The 19,115-nt window shown below is 36.4% G+C and carries 17 protein-coding genes; 2 read left to right on the top strand and 15 right to left on the bottom strand.

From position 1 onward, the window contains the following. Positions 1-198 precede the first annotated feature (198 nt). The 8 genes from MHH66_RS03905 to MHH66_RS03870 all read right to left on the bottom strand — a co-directional run bounded on the left by MHH66_RS03905 (position 199) and on the right by MHH66_RS03870 (position 9,335). Positions 199-1,227 (bottom strand): glyceraldehyde-3-phosphate dehydrogenase, encoded by a 1,029-nt coding sequence (locus tag MHH66_RS03905; RefSeq protein ID WP_063218381.1) that lies wholly within the window; start codon positions 1,225-1,227, stop codon positions 199-201. A gap of 109 nt (positions 1,228-1,336) precedes the next feature. Further along, positions 1,337-1,939, bottom strand: coding sequence for a dephospho-CoA kinase (coaE, locus tag MHH66_RS03900; RefSeq protein ID WP_063218380.1), 603 nt, complete (start codon positions 1,937-1,939; stop codon positions 1,337-1,339). A 53-nt stretch (positions 1,940-1,992) separates the two neighbouring features. Then, entirely contained in the window at positions 1,993-2,625 is a 633-nt protein-coding gene (ytaF, locus tag MHH66_RS03895) for a sporulation membrane protein YtaF (RefSeq protein WP_002190849.1), read from the bottom strand. Between the two features lie 72 nt (positions 2,626-2,697). Further along, positions 2,698-3,528 (bottom strand): DNA-formamidopyrimidine glycosylase, encoded by an 831-nt coding sequence (mutM, locus tag MHH66_RS03890; protein WP_002015480.1) that lies wholly within the window; start codon positions 3,526-3,528, stop codon positions 2,698-2,700. A 12-nt stretch (positions 3,529-3,540) separates the two neighbouring features. After that, on the bottom strand, positions 3,541-6,174 hold the full coding sequence (polA, locus tag MHH66_RS03885) for a DNA polymerase I (protein WP_063218379.1): 2,634 nt from the start codon (positions 6,172-6,174) through the stop codon (positions 3,541-3,543). Positions 6,175-6,458: 284 nt separating this feature from the next. After that, positions 6,459-8,222: a sensory box histidine kinase PhoR gene (gene phoR / locus MHH66_RS03880; RefSeq protein WP_002143343.1), complete on the bottom strand. Its 1,764-nt coding sequence runs from the start codon at positions 8,220-8,222 to the stop codon at positions 6,459-6,461. Continuing rightward, complete coding sequence (gene phoP, locus MHH66_RS03875; RefSeq protein WP_002129355.1) at positions 8,215-8,934, bottom strand: two-component system response regulator PhoP; 720 nt, start codon at positions 8,932-8,934, stop codon at positions 8,215-8,217. The genes phoR and phoP overlap by 8 nt, the downstream gene beginning before the upstream one ends. A gap of 164 nt (positions 8,935-9,098) precedes the next feature. After that, complete coding sequence (locus tag MHH66_RS03870; RefSeq protein ID WP_063218378.1) at positions 9,099-9,335, bottom strand: hypothetical protein; 237 nt, start codon at positions 9,333-9,335, stop codon at positions 9,099-9,101. A 91-nt stretch (positions 9,336-9,426) separates the two neighbouring features. Between MHH66_RS03870 and MHH66_RS03865 the strand changes: the two genes are divergently transcribed. Continuing rightward, positions 9,427-9,558: a hypothetical protein gene (locus MHH66_RS03865; protein ID WP_002015487.1), complete on the top strand. Its 132-nt coding sequence runs from the start codon at positions 9,427-9,429 to the stop codon at positions 9,556-9,558. Positions 9,559-9,612: 54 nt separating this feature from the next. Here MHH66_RS03865 and MHH66_RS03860 read toward each other — a convergent pair whose 3' ends face one another. The 5 genes from MHH66_RS03860 to MHH66_RS03840 all read right to left on the bottom strand — a co-directional run bounded on the left by MHH66_RS03860 (position 9,613) and on the right by MHH66_RS03840 (position 14,710). Further along, a complete protein-coding gene (locus tag MHH66_RS03860) occupies positions 9,613-10,086 on the bottom strand; it encodes a MaoC family dehydratase (protein WP_002143344.1) in 474 nt (157 codons plus the stop codon). A gap of 216 nt (positions 10,087-10,302) precedes the next feature. After that, on the bottom strand, positions 10,303-11,241 hold the full coding sequence (gene mdh / locus MHH66_RS03855) for a malate dehydrogenase (protein WP_002034284.1): 939 nt from the start codon (positions 11,239-11,241) through the stop codon (positions 10,303-10,305). Between the two features lie 19 nt (positions 11,242-11,260). After that, complete coding sequence (icd, locus tag MHH66_RS03850) at positions 11,261-12,553, bottom strand: NADP-dependent isocitrate dehydrogenase (RefSeq protein WP_063218377.1); 1,293 nt, start codon at positions 12,551-12,553, stop codon at positions 11,261-11,263. Positions 12,554-12,713: 160 nt separating this feature from the next. After that, positions 12,714-13,829, bottom strand: a complete 1,116-nt coding sequence (citZ, locus tag MHH66_RS03845) for a citrate synthase (protein WP_012261808.1) — start codon at positions 13,827-13,829, stop codon at positions 12,714-12,716. Between the two features lie 419 nt (positions 13,830-14,248). Beyond that, positions 14,249-14,710 (bottom strand): DUF441 domain-containing protein, encoded by a 462-nt coding sequence (locus MHH66_RS03840; protein ID WP_000625507.1) that lies wholly within the window; start codon positions 14,708-14,710, stop codon positions 14,249-14,251. 420 nt (positions 14,711-15,130) lie between these two features. On the opposite strand from MHH66_RS03840, the gene ytvI reads away from it, so the two are divergent. Beyond that, positions 15,131-16,249 (top strand): sporulation integral membrane protein YtvI, encoded by a 1,119-nt coding sequence (gene ytvI / locus MHH66_RS03835; protein WP_002143350.1) that lies wholly within the window; start codon positions 15,131-15,133, stop codon positions 16,247-16,249. A gap of 473 nt (positions 16,250-16,722) precedes the next feature. On the opposite strand, the gene MHH66_RS03830 is transcribed toward ytvI, so the two are convergent. Both MHH66_RS03830 and pyk read right to left on the bottom strand, forming a co-directional pair. Further along, a complete protein-coding gene (locus MHH66_RS03830; protein ID WP_002088939.1) occupies positions 16,723-17,112 on the bottom strand; it encodes an FxsA family protein in 390 nt (129 codons plus the stop codon). Between the two features lie 233 nt (positions 17,113-17,345). Then, positions 17,346-19,103 carry a pyruvate kinase gene (pyk, locus tag MHH66_RS03825; RefSeq protein WP_078185053.1) on the bottom strand — a complete coding sequence of 586 codons (1,758 nt, stop codon included), beginning with the start codon at positions 19,101-19,103 and terminating at the stop codon, positions 17,346-17,348. Positions 19,104-19,115 lie beyond the last annotated feature (12 nt).

The following is a 19,115-nucleotide window of genomic DNA, read 5'->3' as shown; positions in this document are numbered from 1 at the left end:
TTTTGCAACAACAGTTTTTTCGATTTTCTGTCATAATTTCCTCTTTACTTTTCCCTAAAAAAAATAAACGATTCACAAATACAGTAATCACAACGTTTTTTGGTCTGTCCACTATTTGAAAATATACCCCTATAATTTTTTTCTTTTCAGAAAAAAATAAAAAAGAGGGCAAATTTCCACTTGCCCTCTCTCGTTCACTTAAATATGTTGCACATTTTTTTGTTTCGCTAATTCATCAACAACTAACGTTACAAGATCTACAACACGACGAGAGTAGCCCCACTCGTTATCATACCAAGCAAGTACTTTCACTTTACGCTCACCCATTACCATTGTAGATAAACCATCAATAATAGCTGAGTGTGTATTTGTATTAAAGTCAATAGACACTAAAGGCTCTTCGCTAAATTCTACAATTCCTTTCAACGCACCGTTTGCAACATTTTTGAATGCTTCATTAATACCTTCAACTGTTACATCACGTTTTACGTCTACTACTAAATCAACAAGAGACACGTTTGGCGTTGGTACACGAAGTGCCATACCATGAAGTTTTCCGTTTAAGTGTGGAAGAACTTTTGCAAGCGCTTTCGCGGCACCCGTCGTTGTCGGAATGATAGACTGTCCGCAAGCACGCGCTCTTCTTAAATCTTTATGTGGGTTATCAATATTTTTTTGGTCATTTGTATAAGCGTGAACAGTTGTCATTAAACCGTTTTCAATTCCGAACTGCTCATCTAACACCTTTACAACCGGCGCTAAACAGTTTGTTGTACAAGATGCATTTGAAATAACGGTATGCTTTGTAATATCTAATTGGTCTTCGTTCACACCAACTACGATTGTTACATCTTCATTTTTACCAGGTGCTGTTAAAATAACTTTTTTCGCTCCAGCTTCAACATGAAGAATTGCTTTTTCTTTCGAGTTAAATTTACCAGTTGCTTCAATTACAACTTCAACACCTAATTCTTTCCAAGGCAATTCCTTTGGATCGCGGTTGTTTAAAAGGCGAATCATTTTCCCATCTACTAATAAATGATCTTCAAATGCTTCCACTGTTCCGTCAAACTTACCATGTACTGTATCATATTTAATTAAATGTGCTAACGTTTCGGATGGATAGCTTGCGTTGATTGCTACAATTTCGAATGCGCTTTCTTTTATTGCTTGACGAAACACCATTCTCCCAATACGTCCAAATCCATTAATTGCCACACGAGTCATAATATGTTATCCCCCTTGAATGCGTTATACTATTTATCTCCAATCCCAATAATAGTATAACACAAAAAGGAGATATGTCACTAAGCATTTTCATTAATTTCACAATTTTTTAGTCAATAATGTTCCAATTCTTTAAAATCACCTGTAATTGTGTTTTCGTTCCCATAATTGTGCCATCATTATTTATCACTTCATCTGCACTCTTCACTTTTTCTTCTAACGGCATTTGAGATTGAATACGAGCTGTTGCTTCTTCTTCTGAAAAATTATTTCGTTTCATTAAACGTTCTAATTGTGTTTTCGGCGTAACTGCTACAACTAAAACACGATCAACGAGACTTGTTAATTTACCTTCAAACAAAAGGGGGATATCTAACACAACCGCTTGCATACCTTCTTTTATGTACATCTCCTTTTGTGCATTCATTTCTTCACGCACTGCAGGGTGAACAATTTTGTTTAACTGCAATCGTTTTTCTTCATTATAGAAAACGACACTTCCAAGCTTCGGTCGATCCAGTTCTCCATCTTTTTGCAATACTTCCGTTCCGAACACCTCTACAATTTTGTTATATGCCGGTTTTCCTCGTTCTACAACTTCTCGCGCAATAATATCTGCATCAATAACCGGTATACTCATTTCACGAAACATTTCTGATACCGTACTTTTTCCGCTTGCAATGCCTCCTGTTAATCCAATTACTACTGTCATAATAATCCTCCTCACAATATTAAAGGCGCGAAACTAATGTTCCACGCCCATACTTACATTTTCCAAATTCCAATAATAATGAGTAATACCCCAGGCAGAAATGTAAATTTTTGTAACCATTTCATATTTGATAAAATCGTACCGAGCTTCATTCCAATAAATAAAAATAAAGAACTCATAACCGCGACTAATGCCGCCATCATCGCGGGTGCATAACCTAATAAAGATGCACCAATTCCAGCACCAAACGAATCTATAGAAAGAGCAATACCAAGAAGTAACGCTTCTCCTGCAGAGATAGTTCCTGATTTATCAAAATCCGCAACAGTCGGCTTCCGCAAAATTTGAATCACTAACCCTAGCGAAGCAATTTCTAGTTTCCAAACCTTCTCCTCTTGCTTCGGTTCTTCTTTTTTATCACTTCGAAAAAATTGATATAATACCCAAATACCTATTCCAATAAGAACAAATCCGCCGATACGCGTTGCGATAACAGGTGAAAATATTTTCGCGATCATATGTCCAATTCCCATGGAAACGAGCATTACAGCTGCTGAACAGATCCCGATAATTATAATTGATCTTAGTGGAATTCTTACGCTCCTTAACCCGTATGTTAGCCCTACACTACAGCTATCTAAGCTTAATGTAAAAGCTAATAAAATAAGAGATAAATAAAGGTACATCGGTAAGCTCCTCCCTTATACATAGCTCTGCTCTATGTATATGACAAATGCCTATCCGATGTTATCCCTTTTCTATATTCTAGGTTGGCAAATTGGGCAGTAATGTGTTCCCCTTCCGCCAACAACTGTTTTTTCTAATAGCGTACCGCAAGTCACACACGGTTCTCCTTTTTTCCCATATACATTTAGAAGTTCTTGGAACGAACCAATTTGTCCTTGTGAATTAATATACGTTCTAATTGTACTTCCGCCTCGCTTAACAGCTTCGCCCAGCGTTGTAACAATCGCCTCGTAAATTCTTTCTATTTCTTCTTCTGTTAAAGATGCAGCTTCTCGTTCTGGGTGAATTTGAGAACGGAATAACACTTCATCTACATATATATTTCCAAGCCCTACTAAAAGACGCTGATCTAATAATACGACTTTTATTTTACGATTTGTTTTTTGCAATCTTTCTTGTAAATACTGCGGTGTCAATTCAGCATCAAATGGCTCCGGGCCTAAATCAGCAAGAGGCATTTGATTCAACTCTTCACCTTTCTTAAAGAGATGCATCGTACCAAACTTTCTCACATCTTTATAATGTAATTCAGTTCCATCTGTAAATAAGAAACGGACGTGCGTATGTTTATCAATCGGCTCATCCTCTTGATGAAGTAAAAACTTACCTTCCATGCGCAAATGTGAAACAATTACATAGTTCGTTACATACAAAAGCAAAAACTTACCTCTTCGCTTTATATTTTCAATTGTCTCGCCTCTTAGCATTTCTTTAAAAATTTCTGCATCATCCGGTCGTTTTACTATTTTGGGATAAGTAATAACGACATCTTCAATCGTTTTTCCTGTTACAAGATTTTCAAGCGTCCGTCTAACGTTTTCAACCTCTGGTAATTCCGGCATTTCATCACGTCCTTATTTCGCATCGTACCAAGTTGGACCGTAAGAATAATCAACTTTCAATGGAACGGCTAGTTCAATTGCATGCTCCATTACTTCAGGTACAAGCTTCTCTAATTTTTCAATTTCTTCTTTTGGTGCTTCAAATATCAATTCATCGTGTACTTGCAGAAGAAGACGCGCTTGTAATCCTTCTTCTTCTAGACGATCTGCCATAATAATCATCGCTTTTTTAATAATATCAGCCGCACTACCTTGAATTGGTGTATTCATAGCTGTACGCTCAGCAAAGCTACGTAAATTGAAATTACGACTCGTAATTTCCGGAATATAACGGCGACGATTTAATAATGTAACCACATATCCTTTTTGTTTCGCATCTTTTACGATTTCATCCATGTATTCTTGTACACCAGGGAAACTTTCTAAATACTTTTCAATAAATTCCGCTGCTGCTTTTCTTGTAATTCCTAAGTTTTGCGAAAGACCATAATCACTAATACCATACACAATTCCGAAGTTAACAGCTTTTGCTTGTCGTCTCATGTTAGATGTTACTTCATCTTTCCCAACACCAAATACATCCATAGCTGTTTTCGTATGAATATCCATGTCATGTTGGAACGCTTCAACTAACCCTCGATCTTTTGCAATGTGAGCAAGCACACGAAGTTCGATTTGTGAATAATCAGCCGCGTACATGATCCATCCTTCTTCTGATGGAACGAATGCCTGACGAATCTTTCTTCCTTCTTCTAAGCGAATCGGGATATTTTGTAAGTTCGGATCTGTTGAACTTAATCGACCTGTTTGCGTTAACACTTGATTAAAACGAGTATGGATTTTAGATGAATCTTCATGTACAACTTTCAATAAACCTTCAATGTAAGTTGAATTTAGCTTTCCTAATTGACGGTAATGTAAAATATTTGGAATAATTTCATGACGATCCATAAGTTTATCTAATACATCCGCCGACGTAGAATAACCTGTTTTCGTCTTTTTAATAACTGGTAAGTTTAAATTCTCAAACAGAATAACCCCAAGTTGCTTCGGTGAATTAATATTAAATTCTGTTCCCGCAAGCTTATAAATTTCCTGTTCCATTTCCTTTAATCTACCTGCAAGTTCTTCTCCCATATTACGAAGACGCTCCGTATCAACTTTTACACCTTTCACTTCCATATCAGCTAATACACGTGCAAGTGGTAATTCTAATTCCGTAAATAATTCATATTGCTCGTTCTTTTTTAATTCTTCTAAGAACGTTTGCTTTACATCATATAATACATGCACTTTACGAGCTACATGCTCCGCTACTACCTCTAGCTCCGGAACAGCACGCTTCGCACCTTTCCCGTAAACTTCTTCGTCAGATTTTACCGCATGTGTTTCTTTCATTTTCGCAACAGCACGGAAATCTTTATCTGTATCGGCTGGATCAAGTAAATAAGCGGCAATTAATAAATCAAAGTCAATCCCTTGAATATCTACACCTTTCCACTTGAGAGCAACGATAGCACGCTTCGCATCAAATGTATGTTTTCTCATTTCCCCATTTGCAAGCCACTCTTTAAAAGCATCTGATTTAAGAGCAACATCGGCTGGAATGAAGTAACAACCATTTTCATTTTGAATACCAAAACCTTGAATATCGGCTTTATGATAATTATCTTCTTGCACTTCAACAATAAGCGCACTATCTTGCTGAAGCATTTCTTCTGTAACTTCTTCTACAATATCAAATGTAATATCATCTAATTCAGCTGGAGCCGTTTCCTCCGGCGTAACACCTAACTTATTTAAAAGGGATGTAAATCCTAAATTCTCGAACATTGGAATCAAATCGCTTGGTTCATACCCTTTATATTCCATATCATCTACATGCACAGTAATCGGTGCGTCTGTAATAATAGTCGCAAGTTCTTTACTCATAAGAGCTTGTTCTTTATTCGCTTCTAACTTTTCTTTTAATTTCTTTCCACTCACTTGATCTAAGTTTTCATATACTGCTTCTACCGTTTCAAATTGCGTTAATAATTTAATGGCTGTCTTCTCACCAACACCTGGTACACCTGGAATGTTATCCGATTGGTCTCCCATTAAACCTTTCATATCGATAATTTGCTTTGGTGATAAGCTATATTTCTCAAATAAAGCTTCTTTCGTATATTCATCTACTTCCGTAATCCCTTTGCGAGGAATACATACGAGTGTATTATCTGAAACAAGTTGCAGTAAATCTTTATCTCCTGAAATAACTTTAACATGAAACCCTTGCTCACTCGCTTCTTTCGCTAACGTTCCCATAATGTCATCCGCTTCATAATTTTCCAGCTCATAACGCGGTACATTGAATGCATCAAGCACCTCACGAATAAACGGGAATTGCTCTGATAACTCAGGTGGAGTCTTTTGACGCCCTCCCTTGTAATCACTATACGTTTTATGACGGAATGTTGTTTTCCCCGCATCAAACGCCACAAGCATATGCGTCGGTTTTTCTTCCTCTAGTATCCTCATTAACATCATTGTAAAACCATAAATTGCGTTCGTATGTATACCTTTGTCGTTATTTAAAAGCGGTAGTGCAAAGAAAGCACGATACGCGATATTATTACCATCTACTAATACGACTTTTTTTTCCAAACTACAAACCTCCCCATACATATTTGAAACGATTTTTTCCACAGAAAAAAACCGTTCCTGTCCTCTCTCTATATTAACATGACTAATAGAGAGAAGAAAAATAACGGTTTTTTTCTATCATATATAAACAGACTTACATTGGCATAAAGGGAAGTGACGAGAATAGCATAACTACTCTCGTCCAAAATTACTCCTTGGATGAAGGGGTTTTCATATATTATATTAACAGAGCTTTATTAATATTTAATTAAGCCATTGTTAATATATTGTAAATATCCTTCATCCTATTTTTCAGTAGCTGATTTTGGTAAAACAACTGTAAATGTTGTTCCTTCCCCAACCTCACTATCCACTGTAATCGTACCTTGATGCGCTTCAACTAAATGTTTTACAATTGATAAACCAAGACCCGTTCCACCCGTATTTCTACTTCTTGCTTTATCCACTCGGTAAAAGCGTTCAAAAATACGCGGAATTTCATCTTTACTAATACCAATTCCAGTATCAGATACTTTTATATAAGCATTATATTTATCTTCTGCCAATTCAACAGAAACAACGCCTCCAGCCGGTGTATATACAATCGCGTTATTAATTAAATTAATAAAGATTTGTTTCAAGCGGCCTGGATCTCCAATAACGGAAACTCGTTTCAATGCATTCACTTGTAAAGAGATTTCTTTTTCTCCCGCTTTATTATCAAGCACCATATGAATATCTTCAAGAAGTTCCTTCATATCAACGGTCCCCATATTTAGTTTAAACCCTTGTTGCTCGATCTTTGACAAGTCTAATAAATCTTCAATTAATCCTTGCATGCGTTCACTTTCTTTTAAAATAATATGTAAGAAATGTTCGCAGAATTTTTTATTATCCATAGCCCCATCCAAGAGCGTTTCTGAAAAACCTTTAATAGAAGTAATTGGCGTCTTTAGTTCATGAGAAACATTCGCTAAAAAGTCTTTTCTCATTTGTTCTAATTTCTTTAACTCTGTTATGTCATGGAACACAAGAACAATACCTTTCCATTCATGGTTCGTCCCAATAATTGGCGCTCCATATACTTCGAAATGCTTTCGCTCAATTCCAAGCGGCAATAACATTTGTTTACGCACTTTCACTTCTGTCATAAAGATTTCTTCCACAAGCTCAATAATTTCTGTATGATGAAACGATTCATAATATAAGCGATCTAAATATTCTTCATCTGTTACGTGGAAAGTTTCCTTATAAGAACGGTTTACAAGGTTTATATAACCGCGGCTATCAATTAAAATCATTCCACTTCCCATATTTTCAATTAACGTATGCAGACGATCCTGTTGCATTTCCTGCTCAAGAGTCATCTCTTGTAAATTACGAGCTAAAATATTAATCGCTTTACTCAGCATCCCTGTTTCATCCGAATGACTTTCATAAGCGCGTGCTTTATAATTTCCCTTCGCTAATTCAATGGCAACTTTCGTAACCGATTCAATCGGCCTAATATATTGCCCCGTAATTTTCATACCTAAAAATACGACTACGAGACAAGCGATAACAAATCCTATAATTAATAATCCCCACGTTTTTTGATGTACGTCTTTCAATGGCTCAATTGTACTTTTCACCAAAATATATCCTTGTTTTCCTGCTAGATCTTGAACGAACACCGCATGATAAAATTCATTCTTTTGATCTGTTTCTTGCGTAATCACTTTACTTCGTTGTTTTGCTGCTTCAGAAGAAAGTTCTTTAATCATCTCTTGATTAAATGCAGATGGTTGCCCTCCGCTATATTGAACTTTCTTTTTTTCATCAACAAATATAATAGAAGCTGGTATTTTTTCTTCTAACTTTTCAAATACATAAGGCTTTTTTAAAACAGCATCAAACCCTTGCTCTTCTGCTAATACCGCAACATACTGTGTCTCTTTTATCATTCTCTCTTTAGCATGATCTATATAGTAGTTTTCAAATACAGTTTCTAATAATACACCTAGTCCAACTAAAATAAAAACGATAAGAGAAACAAATGTAAAAAGAAGCCTGGAACGAAACTTATTCATCCACTTTTGGCTCCTCTAATTTATAACCTAAACCACGTATCGTTTTAATGTACGTCGGTTTTTTCGTATTTTGTTCAATTTTATCGCGCAAATGGCTAATATGGACATCAACAATTCTTGTATCACCGGCAAAATCATAATTCCATACAGCACTTAATAATTGGTCACGAGTTAATACACGACTTTTATTTTTCGCAAGATAAACAAGTAACTCAAATTCTTTCGGTGTTAATTCCAGTTTCCTTCCTTGGAAGTACGCTTCATAAAACTCCGGTAAAATTTTAAGCTCTCCAATTTTGATGCTCTCTTCATCTGGCGATTCTGAAACTTGTTCTTCCTGCTGTAATTTCGTACGGCGCAAAATCGCCTTCACACGAGCAACAACTTCCCTTGGACTAAATGGCTTCGTCATATAATCATCAGCCCCAAGCTCAAGACCTAGCACCTTATCAAATTCATCATCTTTTGCTGTTAACATTAAAATCGGCGTCATAATACGCTGCAATCGTAATTCTTTACAAACTTCCATACCATCCATTTTTGGAAGCATTAAATCTAATATAATTAAATCTGGGCGTTCTGTAGTCGCTTTTTGAAGCGCCATTTCTCCATCCATTGCTGTAATAACTTCAAACCCAGCTTGTTGTAAATTAAATTCAATTAAAGTTAAGATAAATTCCTCATCATCAACTACTAAAATACGATTGTTCATTCTTTTCCTCCAAGTTATAGACTTGAAACCTTCTTCATCCTAGTATTTTCCCCGTTATTCTCATCATACTAGAAAACAAGGTCTCCCTCAATATAATTGTCTATTCATGGAGCTCGTTTGTACTAGAGTTTCGGAAAATAAAAGCAATCGTAACTTCATTCCCTCTATCCGGTCGCTATCCAAACTTTATAGATGAATCTATCTTTTTTAAACCCTTCTTCCGTATGAACTATAAACTCTCGATTTTGCGCTAGGAAAAACGAAAGAGCATACGCTATTTTATAATCTGGTGTTTCATATCCATCAAATACTTTCCCGTACATTTCATTTGCGATTGAATCGGCCCATACTTCAGCTTCTCTTATCGTTTCAAAGATAACGTCTTCTCTTTTCCACTTCATCTAAAAAAACCTCCCCCTTAATTGACTTCAATTACCAATAATCGCATTATTATTTTGAATATATAAATAAATTCGATAAAAGAAGGCTATTATGCGAATATTACTACCTATTTTAACTTTAGTAGTAACATGTTTCCTTACTTTTAACGTACCTAGCTGGGATACGATTAAAACAGGTTGTTCAGAATTTGCTGAAGGGTTCAAAGAAGGATTTTTCAACTAAAATAGCGCTAGCCCCTTATAAAAGGTTTGCTAGCGCTATTCATATTTTCATATTTTAAAAATTATCTAATGCTTTTTCCATAATGGAAACAGATTTAAAAGGTGGTGTTACTGTTAATGAACCTTTTACAACAGTTTCTCCTTTTTCATCATGAGCAAATACAATCATATCAATTGTATGTTCCTCCTCTGAAACAGCCACAACTTCAAAGTGGATTTGTAACGTTTCATAATGGTGAACATGTTTCACGAACGTAAGGTCCTTCCTAGTAATATGACTACCTGGACCTGGTAAATATTTCGTAACCGCCGTTGTAATCAGTCCCGTTAGCATAATGCTTGGGACAATCGGCTTTTCATACGGAGTTTGGGATGCGTAATCATGCTGAATATATAATGGATTGGCATCATTCGTTAACCCTAAGTACAATAACAAATCTTTATCCTCAATTTTTTCAGTGATAGATAATTTCTCTCCTACTGTAATTTCATCCATTCTACGACCAATTTGAACTTTTTTCTTTAACATGTTACAACCCCCTCCGATTTTTTCACCTTATTATCCTACTAAAAGCGATACCTTATCCGAAATTTACTGTGATGAGGGCAATGTATAGTATAAGTCTATAGTTTCATTATAGGATACACCAAATGATAGCGTTTTCATATTATTTCAAAAAAACATTTCAATATATAGTAGAAAAAGATTCGGGGCCCCGAATCTTTTTCCACTTATATTTAATTATTAAACAAGAACTTTCATAACGTTACGTACAGATTCTACAGAGCGATCCAACGCTTCTTTCTCATCTGCAAGAAGTTCTAATTCAATAATTTTTTCAATTCCGTTACCACCTAGAATTACTGGTACCCCTAAGTAAAGGTCACTATAACCATATTCACCTTCAAGGTACGCAATAGCTGGTAATACACGGCGTTGATCTTTCAAGATCGCTTCTGTCATTTCAACTAAAGAAGCTGCTGGTGCGTAATATGCACTACCGTTTCCTAATAAGCCTACAATCTCACCGCCACCTTTACGTGTACGTTCTACGATTGCTTCTAAACGCTCTTTTGGAATTAATGTTTCTAACGGAATGCCACCTGCATAGGAATAGCGTACAAGAGGTACCATATCGTCACCATGTCCACCAAGAACAAATCCTGTAATGTCTTTCACAGAAAGGTTTAACTCTTGTGAAATAAATGTACGGAAACGAGCTGTATCTAATACGCCCGATTGACCGATAACACGCTCTTTCGGGAATCCTGCTTCTTTAAATACAGAATATGTCATTGCATCAACTGGATTTGTTAATACAAGAATAATCGCATTTGGTGAATGCTTTGCAATGTCGCGCGTAATACTTTTCATAATTTTAGAGTTTGTTGCTACTAAGTCATCACGGCTCATACCAGGCTTACGCGCAATACCTGCTGTAATAACGACAACGTCAGAATCAGCAGTATCTGCGTAATCAGATGTACCAATAATGTTAGCATCAAAACCTTGTACTGGGCTCGCTTCTAACATATCTAACGCTTTCCCTTTTGTTGGATTTTCCAGCTGTGGAATGTCCACTAATACAACATCTGCAAGTTCTTTTTGTGCTAATAAGAATGCTGTTGTTGCTCCTGTAAATCCTGCACCGATGACTGAAACTTTCTTGCGTTTGATTGTCATAATTTACCCCCCGCTTTAATTATGCGTTTTTGATTATCGCTACATCCATGTTTTTAATAAGTTCATTAGCGAACTCAGAACATTTCACTTCTGTTGCACCTTCCATTAAGCGTGCGAAATCATAAGTTACTACTTTTGATTCAATTGTTTTCTCAACTGAATCAGTTACTAAATTCGCAGCTTCGTTCCATCCTAAGTGCTCTAATAATAATACACCAGAAAGAAGAACTGAAGATGGGTTTACTTTATCTAAACCTGCATATTTTGGAGCTGTACCATGTGTAGCTTCAAAGATAGCATGTCCAGTCACATAGTTAATGTTTGCACCAGGTGCAATACCAATTCCACCTACTTGTGCAGCAAGTGCATCAGAGATGTAGTCTCCGTTTAAGTTCATTGTTGCAACAACATCAAACTCACGTGGACGAGTTAAAATTTGTTGTAAGAAGATGTCTGCAATAGAATCTTTTACGATGATTTTCCCAGCCACTTCTGCTTCTGCCATCGCTTTATTCGCTGCATCTTTTCCATCTTTTTCAACAATGCGATCATATTCAGCCCAAGTAAATACTTTGTCGCCGAATTCTTGTTCAGCTACTTCGTAACCCCAGTTTTTGAAAGCACCTTCTGTAAATTTCATAATGTTTCCTTTATGAACTAATGTAACAGAAGAGCGTTTTTCGTTAATTGCATATTGAATTGCAGCGCGAACAAGACGCTTTGTCCCTTCCTCTGAAATTGGTTTAATACCAATCCCTGATGTTTCTGGGAAGCGGATTTTATTAACACCCATTGCTTCTTTTAAGAAAGCAAGAACTTTTTCTGCTTCTGGAGAACCTTGTGCATATTCAATTCCAGCGTAAATGTCTTCTGTATTTTCACGGAAAATAACCATATCAGTATCTTCCGGACGTTTTACAGGTGAAGGAACACCTTCAAAGTAACGAACTGGACGTAGACATACATATAAATCTAATTCTTGACGAAGCGCAACGTTTAGAGAACGAATACCACCACCAACTGGAGTTGTAAGTGGACCTTTAATTGCGATTAAATATTCACGAATTAAATTTAAAGTCTCTTCTGGTAACCACTCGCCTGTTTGGTTGAATGCTTTTTCCCCTGCAAGCACTTCTTTCCAAACGATTTTCTTCTCACCATCATAAGCTTTTTCAACTGCTGCTTCTATTACGCGAGATGCTGCAGCCCAAATATCAGGACCAATTCCATCTCCTTCGATAAATGGAATAATCGGATTGTTTGGTACATTCATAACACCATTAGTTACAGTAATTTTTTCACCTGTCGTCAATGTGATAACCCCCATGTTTGAAATTTCATATGTATGAAACTGAGGGAATAACCCCTCAGTTCAAACCGTTATTCAAATTTAAATATTCTAATCATTATATCTTCCCAAAAAAATCAGACTTTTGAAAGCGTATTTTCACTATCAAAATAGTGTTTTTCGCTTATCGTTGCGCTAGCGGAACGTACACTTGATGTGTCGGTCCATCATAATCAGCACGCGGACGGATTAAACGGTTGTTTTCATATTGTTCTAGAATATGAGCTAACCAGCCTGACATACGGCTAATTGCAAAGATAGGTGTAAATAAGTCATGGTCAATTCCTAAACAATGGTATACAGAAGCTGAATAGAAATCAACATTTGGTGGAAGACCTTTTTCTTTTGTTACAATGTCTTCAATTTTGATAGACATATTATACCATTTATCTTCTCCTAAAAGCACGCATAATCTCTTAGACATTTCGCGTAAGTGTTTCGCGCGTGGATCACCATGCTCATATACGCGATGACCAAATCCCATAATTTTCACTTTATTTTGAAGAGCATTATGAATATATGATTCTACATTTTCTTCTTCGCCAATTTCAGTTAACATCTTCATTACATTTTCATTTGCCCCGCCGTGAAGAGGACCTTTTAATGCACCGATTGCTGCTGTAATACCAGAATACACATCTGAAAGTGTAGCTACGCAAACACGTGCAGTAAATGTAGAAGCGTTTAACTCATGATCGGCATGAAGTACAAGTGCCTTATCAAAAGCCTCAATTTCAACTTCATTTGGCTCACGATCATTTAACATGTACAAGAAGTTTGCAGCTAATGATAGATCTTTTCTTGGCTCAACAACATCTAACCCTTTACGAATTCTTGCATAAGCCGCAATTAAAGTTCCGACTTGAGCCTGTAATTTAACCGCTTTCAAATAATTAGACTTTCCATCCATTATTTCAGCGCTCTCATCATATAATGATAGCATGGAAATCGCAGTTCGTAAAACCGACATCGGGTGCGCGATTTTTAAATCTACTTGTTTCAAATATGTTAAAACCTCACCTGGTACCTTATAGTATTCAGATACTGTTCCACTAAATTCCGCTAGTTCTTTTTCGTTAGGAAGCTTGCGGTGCCATAATAAGTACACTACTTCTTCGAACGTAGCATTCTCAGCTAAATCATCAATATTATACCCAACATAAGTTAATGTATCATCAATAATAGAGCTCACAGATGATGTTGTTGCTACTACCCCTTCTAAACCTCGAATAACAGTCATGACATTCTCTCCTTTTCCTGAAAATTCTCCCAACCTTGCTCCTTATATCTATTTGCTCCCCTTATAAATTATGAACGCTCGTTCACTCTTTAGGCAAGCAAAATGCACGTTCATGCAAATTTATTGCGATGTTCCCCTCTTATTGTCCATTGCTTACATGGAAAGCATGAGCGTGAATGTCTCCCCGAATCCTCACGCTCAGAACAACAAGTTAGTGAGGAAAATGAATTCCGAAGAGTTTATGATAAAAACAACATAAAACAATATCATTATAAAATTGTTTTATGTTGTTTTTATTTTATCTGGTGTAAAGTCTCTGCTGTTATGTAACTTTTCAAAGTTTCTAATCCTATTATAAACAATTATCTGACTTTTGTGAACAGAAAGAATTCAAAAATTTTATATTACTATAAAATTCCTTATTTAAACATCTGTATAATACTCATAACTGCGTAGGCAATTCCAGCCCCAATTAATGGACCTACAGCGACTCCATTAAATAAAGCTACAGCTATAATTGTCCCAAAAACAAGTGCGGTTGTAATATGTGGGTCCGTCGTCAATAATTGTACGCCGCCTTTCGCTAACAAAGCGACCGCCACACCTGAGGCTAAAGCAATCCATGCATAATACGATTTCGCTGCTTCTCCGAGTTGTTTAAAGCCTATTTCCCCTGTTGCAATCGGTACGAGTACTGCTATTGTAATGACTGTTACACCAAGGTTAATCCCTTTCGTTTGTAGATAAGGAAAGACTTTATCTCCTAAAAACGTAAATTTCAATAAGAATAACACTCCAATAGCTACAGTAAGCGATTGGTTTTTAGCAATAAGTCCTATAATAAGTAGTATGAATAAAAATAACGTTGACTGACTAATCATGTTTGCACTTCCTTTCTGAAAATAATGAACTCGCTTCCAAACAAAAATACCTTTAAACCTATCGTTATACATGCTATATCGATGTATATGCAACAATAACCACTTCATTTTTTTCATATTTTAAAATGACAAACTGAAACTCTAACCATCAAAAATTTAAGCATGTATACATTTTTAAAAACGGTCGTCTCTCCTTTCTTTTCTATTAAGAAACAGGTAAAATAAAAAGAAGAGAAAATGAAGTTTTTACCATATAGTAGAAGCATCAACACCAAGCTTTTCCGGTCACTCATATATTGAAAAAGCAGGAAAAATCCATCATTCCACTATAACATAAAGTGAAACTTTGATCAGTGAATCTCACTAGTTATAAGTTGAACGAATTAGGATAATCCAAATTGGAATGGGAGGTATACATCTTTGAACCGAAACTTACTATATATGATATTACGACTCATGTTTGTCATTGTAGCAACGGTAGTTGGGTTCTATGCATTGCTGTACATGTCAGGCCTTATCTACCCTTTTATTATCGCTTTTGCATTCGCTTATTTGATTAATCCTGTCGTCAATTTCCTTAATCAAAAACTACAATTCCCTCGCGCATTAGCGGTACTCGTTAGCTTAATTCTCGTATTCGGAGCTATCGTTGGACTTGTTACATACCTTGTAACTGAAGCAATATCTGCCACAACGTACTTACTACAAATTGTTACAGTTAAGTTTCCAGATATCGTTGCATTCGCCCAACAATTTGCACTTAATCATATTATGCCTCTCTATGATGATTTAATCTCTAAATTTAATCATCTCGGAGAACCACAGCGATACACTATTACACAAAACATTCAAAACTTAGGCACCGAAGCAACGACACAAATGAAAGAACTTTTAACCGCCATTATAAGTGGGTTAACAAATTTCATTAGTGCATTACCAACAACTTTAACTGTCCTTGTCTTCGTCTTATTAGCCACCTTCTTCATTAGTTACGATTGGCACCGTCTTGCTCATAAAGTAAGAAAACTTCTACCTAATCGTTTGCATGGATACGGAAAAACTATTTTTGTCGATTTAAGAAAAGCTTTGTTTGGTTTTGTTAAAGCGCAACTTACACTCGTATCTATGACAACTATCATTGTACTAATCGGCCTTTTAATATTACGCGTGCCATACGCAATTACTATCGCGATTATTACAGGGGTTGTAGATTTACTCCCGTATTTAGGAACTGGAGCCGTCTTCGTTCCTTGGGTTATATACGTATTTTTCACAGGCGATACTGCATTCGCCATCGGTCTTCTCATCCTATACATCGTCGTGATTGTCCAAAGACAAATCATGGAGCCAAAAGTACTTTCATCTAATATTGGACTAGATCCATTAGCGACACTCATCGCTCTATTTGTCGGCTTTAAGCTCTTTGGTTTTTTAGGATTAATCATCGGTCCAGTCATATTAGTACTACTTAATACATTACACAAAGCTCATGTATTCCACGACTTATGGAAATTCATTAAGGGTTCACCATCAAAATAATATTTCCTAATTCATACACAATAAAAAATCAACTGTAATCAGTGGGAATTTCCCACTGATTATTCACTGTACTTTTTTGTACTACCTACATCTACAAGAGAATTTCCTAAAAAAGGATAATCCTCTTATTTTTTTGCATAAAAACGCATATTTTAGGACAAAAATACATTTTTATTCTATATACTTTATAATTATCACTTACATTTATTACCTTTTATGCAAATGAATAAATATACAAAACAAGGCAGATGAACCCTTTAATCAGTAATTTTTCTTCTCCTGTCTAACTTCTGCTCACTAGTCGAATCTTACTACACGCAAAAAACATCATCCTAATGTAACACCCTTCATTCACAAGAACCCTCTGCATCCTATCGTTTAATAACTAACAAAAATCCAACCCGAGCAGGAAGCTAACAATTGACTATAAGTGGCAAATAAAAAATAACGCGTAGATCGCTATAATCTACGCGTTATTTCTGAACAATAATAGTAGTTCTCTTTCTAAATTTCCAATCAATCCACTTCATAACAGCCGGCTTCAATAAAGCCCTCGTTATAGGAACAACAAAGATAAAACCTATTATATCCGTCACATATCCAGGCAGTACTAAAAGAATACCTCCTACGAATATAAAAATACCATCTAGAACCGCATCACCCGGCATTTCTCCTCTATTTAGCCTAAATTGAATCTCTCTAAGTACTTTAAACCCTTGTCGTTTCGCCAAATATACACCCACAATACCCGTAAATACAATCATAGCGAACGTAGACCATAAACCTATTACATGACTCGACCCTATTAACACCGTAATCTCAATCGCCGGCACTAAAATAAGTAAGAACAGTAACCACTTCATAGCTCACACTCCTTCATATTTCAATTTAAAAGGTTTGAAAGTATCACCCTTACAAAACCCTTTATAAGCCCCTTAAAACGCTCATACAAGCTTCACAAAGGACAAATAACCCTCTCCCACTAAACATTATAATAAACGTTTTTCAAAGCGATTTCAGGTATTTAAAGCTATCTCTATCCTTTTTTGTGTAAAAAAAAAGAGAAGGACTCCGATCCTTCTCTCCGTATTACTTCTTATAGCACTTCCGCATGTCCATTATAAACAATTCCGCGTGCTGCATCAACTGTTACTTCTTGGCCATTTTTTAAAGTTGTTGTTACGCCGTTTACACCAACGATAACAGGAATACCGATTGATACACCTACAACAGCTGCATGGCTTGTTAGACCGCCTTCTTCTACAACTAGAGCAGCAGCTTTTTCAATTGCAGGAATCATATCTTTATCTGTGCTTGTCGTAACAAGGATATCACCTTTGTTTACGTTCGCTACAGCTTCAGCAGCTGTTTTCGCTACAACTACTTTACCTTTTGCAGATTTACGACCGATTCCTTGCCCTTTAGCAACTTTTTCACCAACAACGTGGATTTTCATTAAGTTTGTTGTACCAATTTCAGCAACTGGAACACCAGCAGTGATTACTACAGTATCTCCAAGTCCGATTAGACCCGCATCCATACCTGTTTGAATTGCTGTATCTAACATTTCATCAGTAGAAGCTGCACGTTTCTCAGACATAAATGCTTGAACACCCCAAACAAGTGCAAGACGACGTCCTACTTGCTCGTCAGATGTTACAGCTACGATTGGAGATTTCGGACGGTATTTAGAGATCATTTTCGCAGTATGTCCACTTTCTGTTGGAGCTACGATTGCAGCTACATCAAGAGCAAGTGCTGTGTGCGCAACAGATTGGCTAATTGCATCTGTAATTGTTGGCGTGAACTCTTTAATACGTTTTTTGAACATATCTTCATATTGTAATGATTTTTCAACACGTATCGCAATGTTAGCCATCATTGTTACAGCTTCTACAGGGTATTGACCCGCAGCAGTTTCACCTGAAAGCATGATTGCATCTGTTCCATCGAAGATTGCGTTTGCTACGTCACTTGCTTCCGCACGAGTTGGACGTGGGTTACGTTGCATAGAATCTAACATTTGTGTTGCAGTAATAACTGGTTTGCCTAATACGTTACATTTTTTGATTAGACGTTTTTGTACTAATGGTACTTCTTCTGGTGGAATTTCTACACCCATATCACCACGAGCAACCATTAAACCGTCAGAAACTTCTAAGATTGAATCGATGTTGTCGATACCTTCTTGGTTTTCGATTTTTGGTACGATTTGGATGTATTGAGCGTTATGCCCTTCTAATAATTCACGAATTTCTAATACGTCAGATGCTTTACGTACGAAAGATGCTGCGATGAAATCAACTTTTTGCTCGATACCGAAAACGATATCTTGCACGTCTTTTTCAGTGATACCTGGAAGCTTAATGCTTACGTTTGGTACGTTAACACCTTTTTTATTTTTTACAGTTCCGCTGTTTAATACTTTTGTACGGATGTTTCCGTCAGCTTTCTCGATTACTTCTAGTTCGATAAGACCGTCATCGATTAGAATACGAGAGCCTGGATCAACATCATCATAAAGACCAGCATAAGATACAGAGAACTTCTCTGCAGTTCCTAATACTTGTTCAGTAGAAAGAATTACTTCTGCACCTGTTACAAGCTCAGCTTGTCCGTCTACGAAGTCATGTGTACGGATTTCTGGACCTTTTGTATCAAGTAAGATACCAACTGTTTTACCAGTTTTCTTTGAAGCTTCACGAATATTTTTAATACGAGCTCCATGCTCTTCATGGCTACCATGAGAGAAGTTTAAACGAGCAACGTTCATACCCGCTTCCATTAATTGCTCTAATTTCTCAATACTTTCACTAGCAGGACCTATAGTACATACAATTTTAGTTTTACGCATATTGCACCTCCG

Source organism: Bacillus sp. FSL H8-0492, from assembly GCF_038006145.1.
Taxonomy (GTDB): Bacteria; Bacillota; Bacilli; order Bacillales; family Bacillaceae_G; genus Bacillus_A; species Bacillus_A mycoides.
This window is presented reverse-complemented; position numbering and strand designations above follow the sequence as displayed.

What these genes read in the sequence shown, in the direction of transcription:
- phoP (WP_002129355.1), bottom strand. Translation starts at nt 8,934, where the DNA reads ATGAACAATCGTATTTTAGTAGTTGATGATGAGGAATTTATCTTAACT.
- citZ (WP_012261808.1), bottom strand. Translation starts at nt 13,829, where the DNA reads ATGACTGTTATTCGAGGTTTAGAAGGGGTAGTAGCAACAACATCATCT.
- MHH66_RS03865 (WP_002015487.1), top strand. Translation starts at nt 9,427, where the DNA reads ATGCGAATATTACTACCTATTTTAACTTTAGTAGTAACATGTTTCCTT.
- MHH66_RS03840 (WP_000625507.1), bottom strand. Translation starts at nt 14,710, where the DNA reads ATGATTAGTCAGTCAACGTTATTTTTATTCATACTACTTATTATAGGA.
- mutM (WP_002015480.1), bottom strand. Translation starts at nt 3,528, where the DNA reads ATGCCGGAATTACCAGAGGTTGAAAACGTTAGACGGACGCTTGAAAAT.
- mdh (WP_002034284.1), bottom strand. Translation starts at nt 11,241, where the DNA reads ATGACAATCAAACGCAAGAAAGTTTCAGTCATCGGTGCAGGATTTACA.
- MHH66_RS03860 (WP_002143344.1), bottom strand. Translation starts at nt 10,086, where the DNA reads ATGTTAAAGAAAAAAGTTCAAATTGGTCGTAGAATGGATGAAATTACA.
- MHH66_RS03870 (WP_063218378.1), bottom strand. Translation starts at nt 9,335, where the DNA reads ATGAAGTGGAAAAGAGAAGACGTTATCTTTGAAACGATAAGAGAAGCT.
- pyk (WP_078185053.1), bottom strand. Translation starts at nt 19,103, where the DNA reads ATGCGTAAAACTAAAATTGTATGTACTATAGGTCCTGCTAGTGAAAGT.
- phoR (WP_002143343.1), bottom strand. Translation starts at nt 8,222, where the DNA reads ATGAATAAGTTTCGTTCCAGGCTTCTTTTTACATTTGTTTCTCTTATC.
- coaE (WP_063218380.1), bottom strand. Translation starts at nt 1,939, where the DNA reads ATGACAGTAGTAATTGGATTAACAGGAGGCATTGCAAGCGGAAAAAGT.
- MHH66_RS03905 (WP_063218381.1), bottom strand. Translation starts at nt 1,227, where the DNA reads ATGACTCGTGTGGCAATTAATGGATTTGGACGTATTGGGAGAATGGTG.
- MHH66_RS03830 (WP_002088939.1), bottom strand. Translation starts at nt 17,112, where the DNA reads ATGAAGTGGTTACTGTTCTTACTTATTTTAGTGCCGGCGATTGAGATT.
- ytaF (WP_002190849.1), bottom strand. Translation starts at nt 2,625, where the DNA reads ATGTACCTTTATTTATCTCTTATTTTATTAGCTTTTACATTAAGCTTA.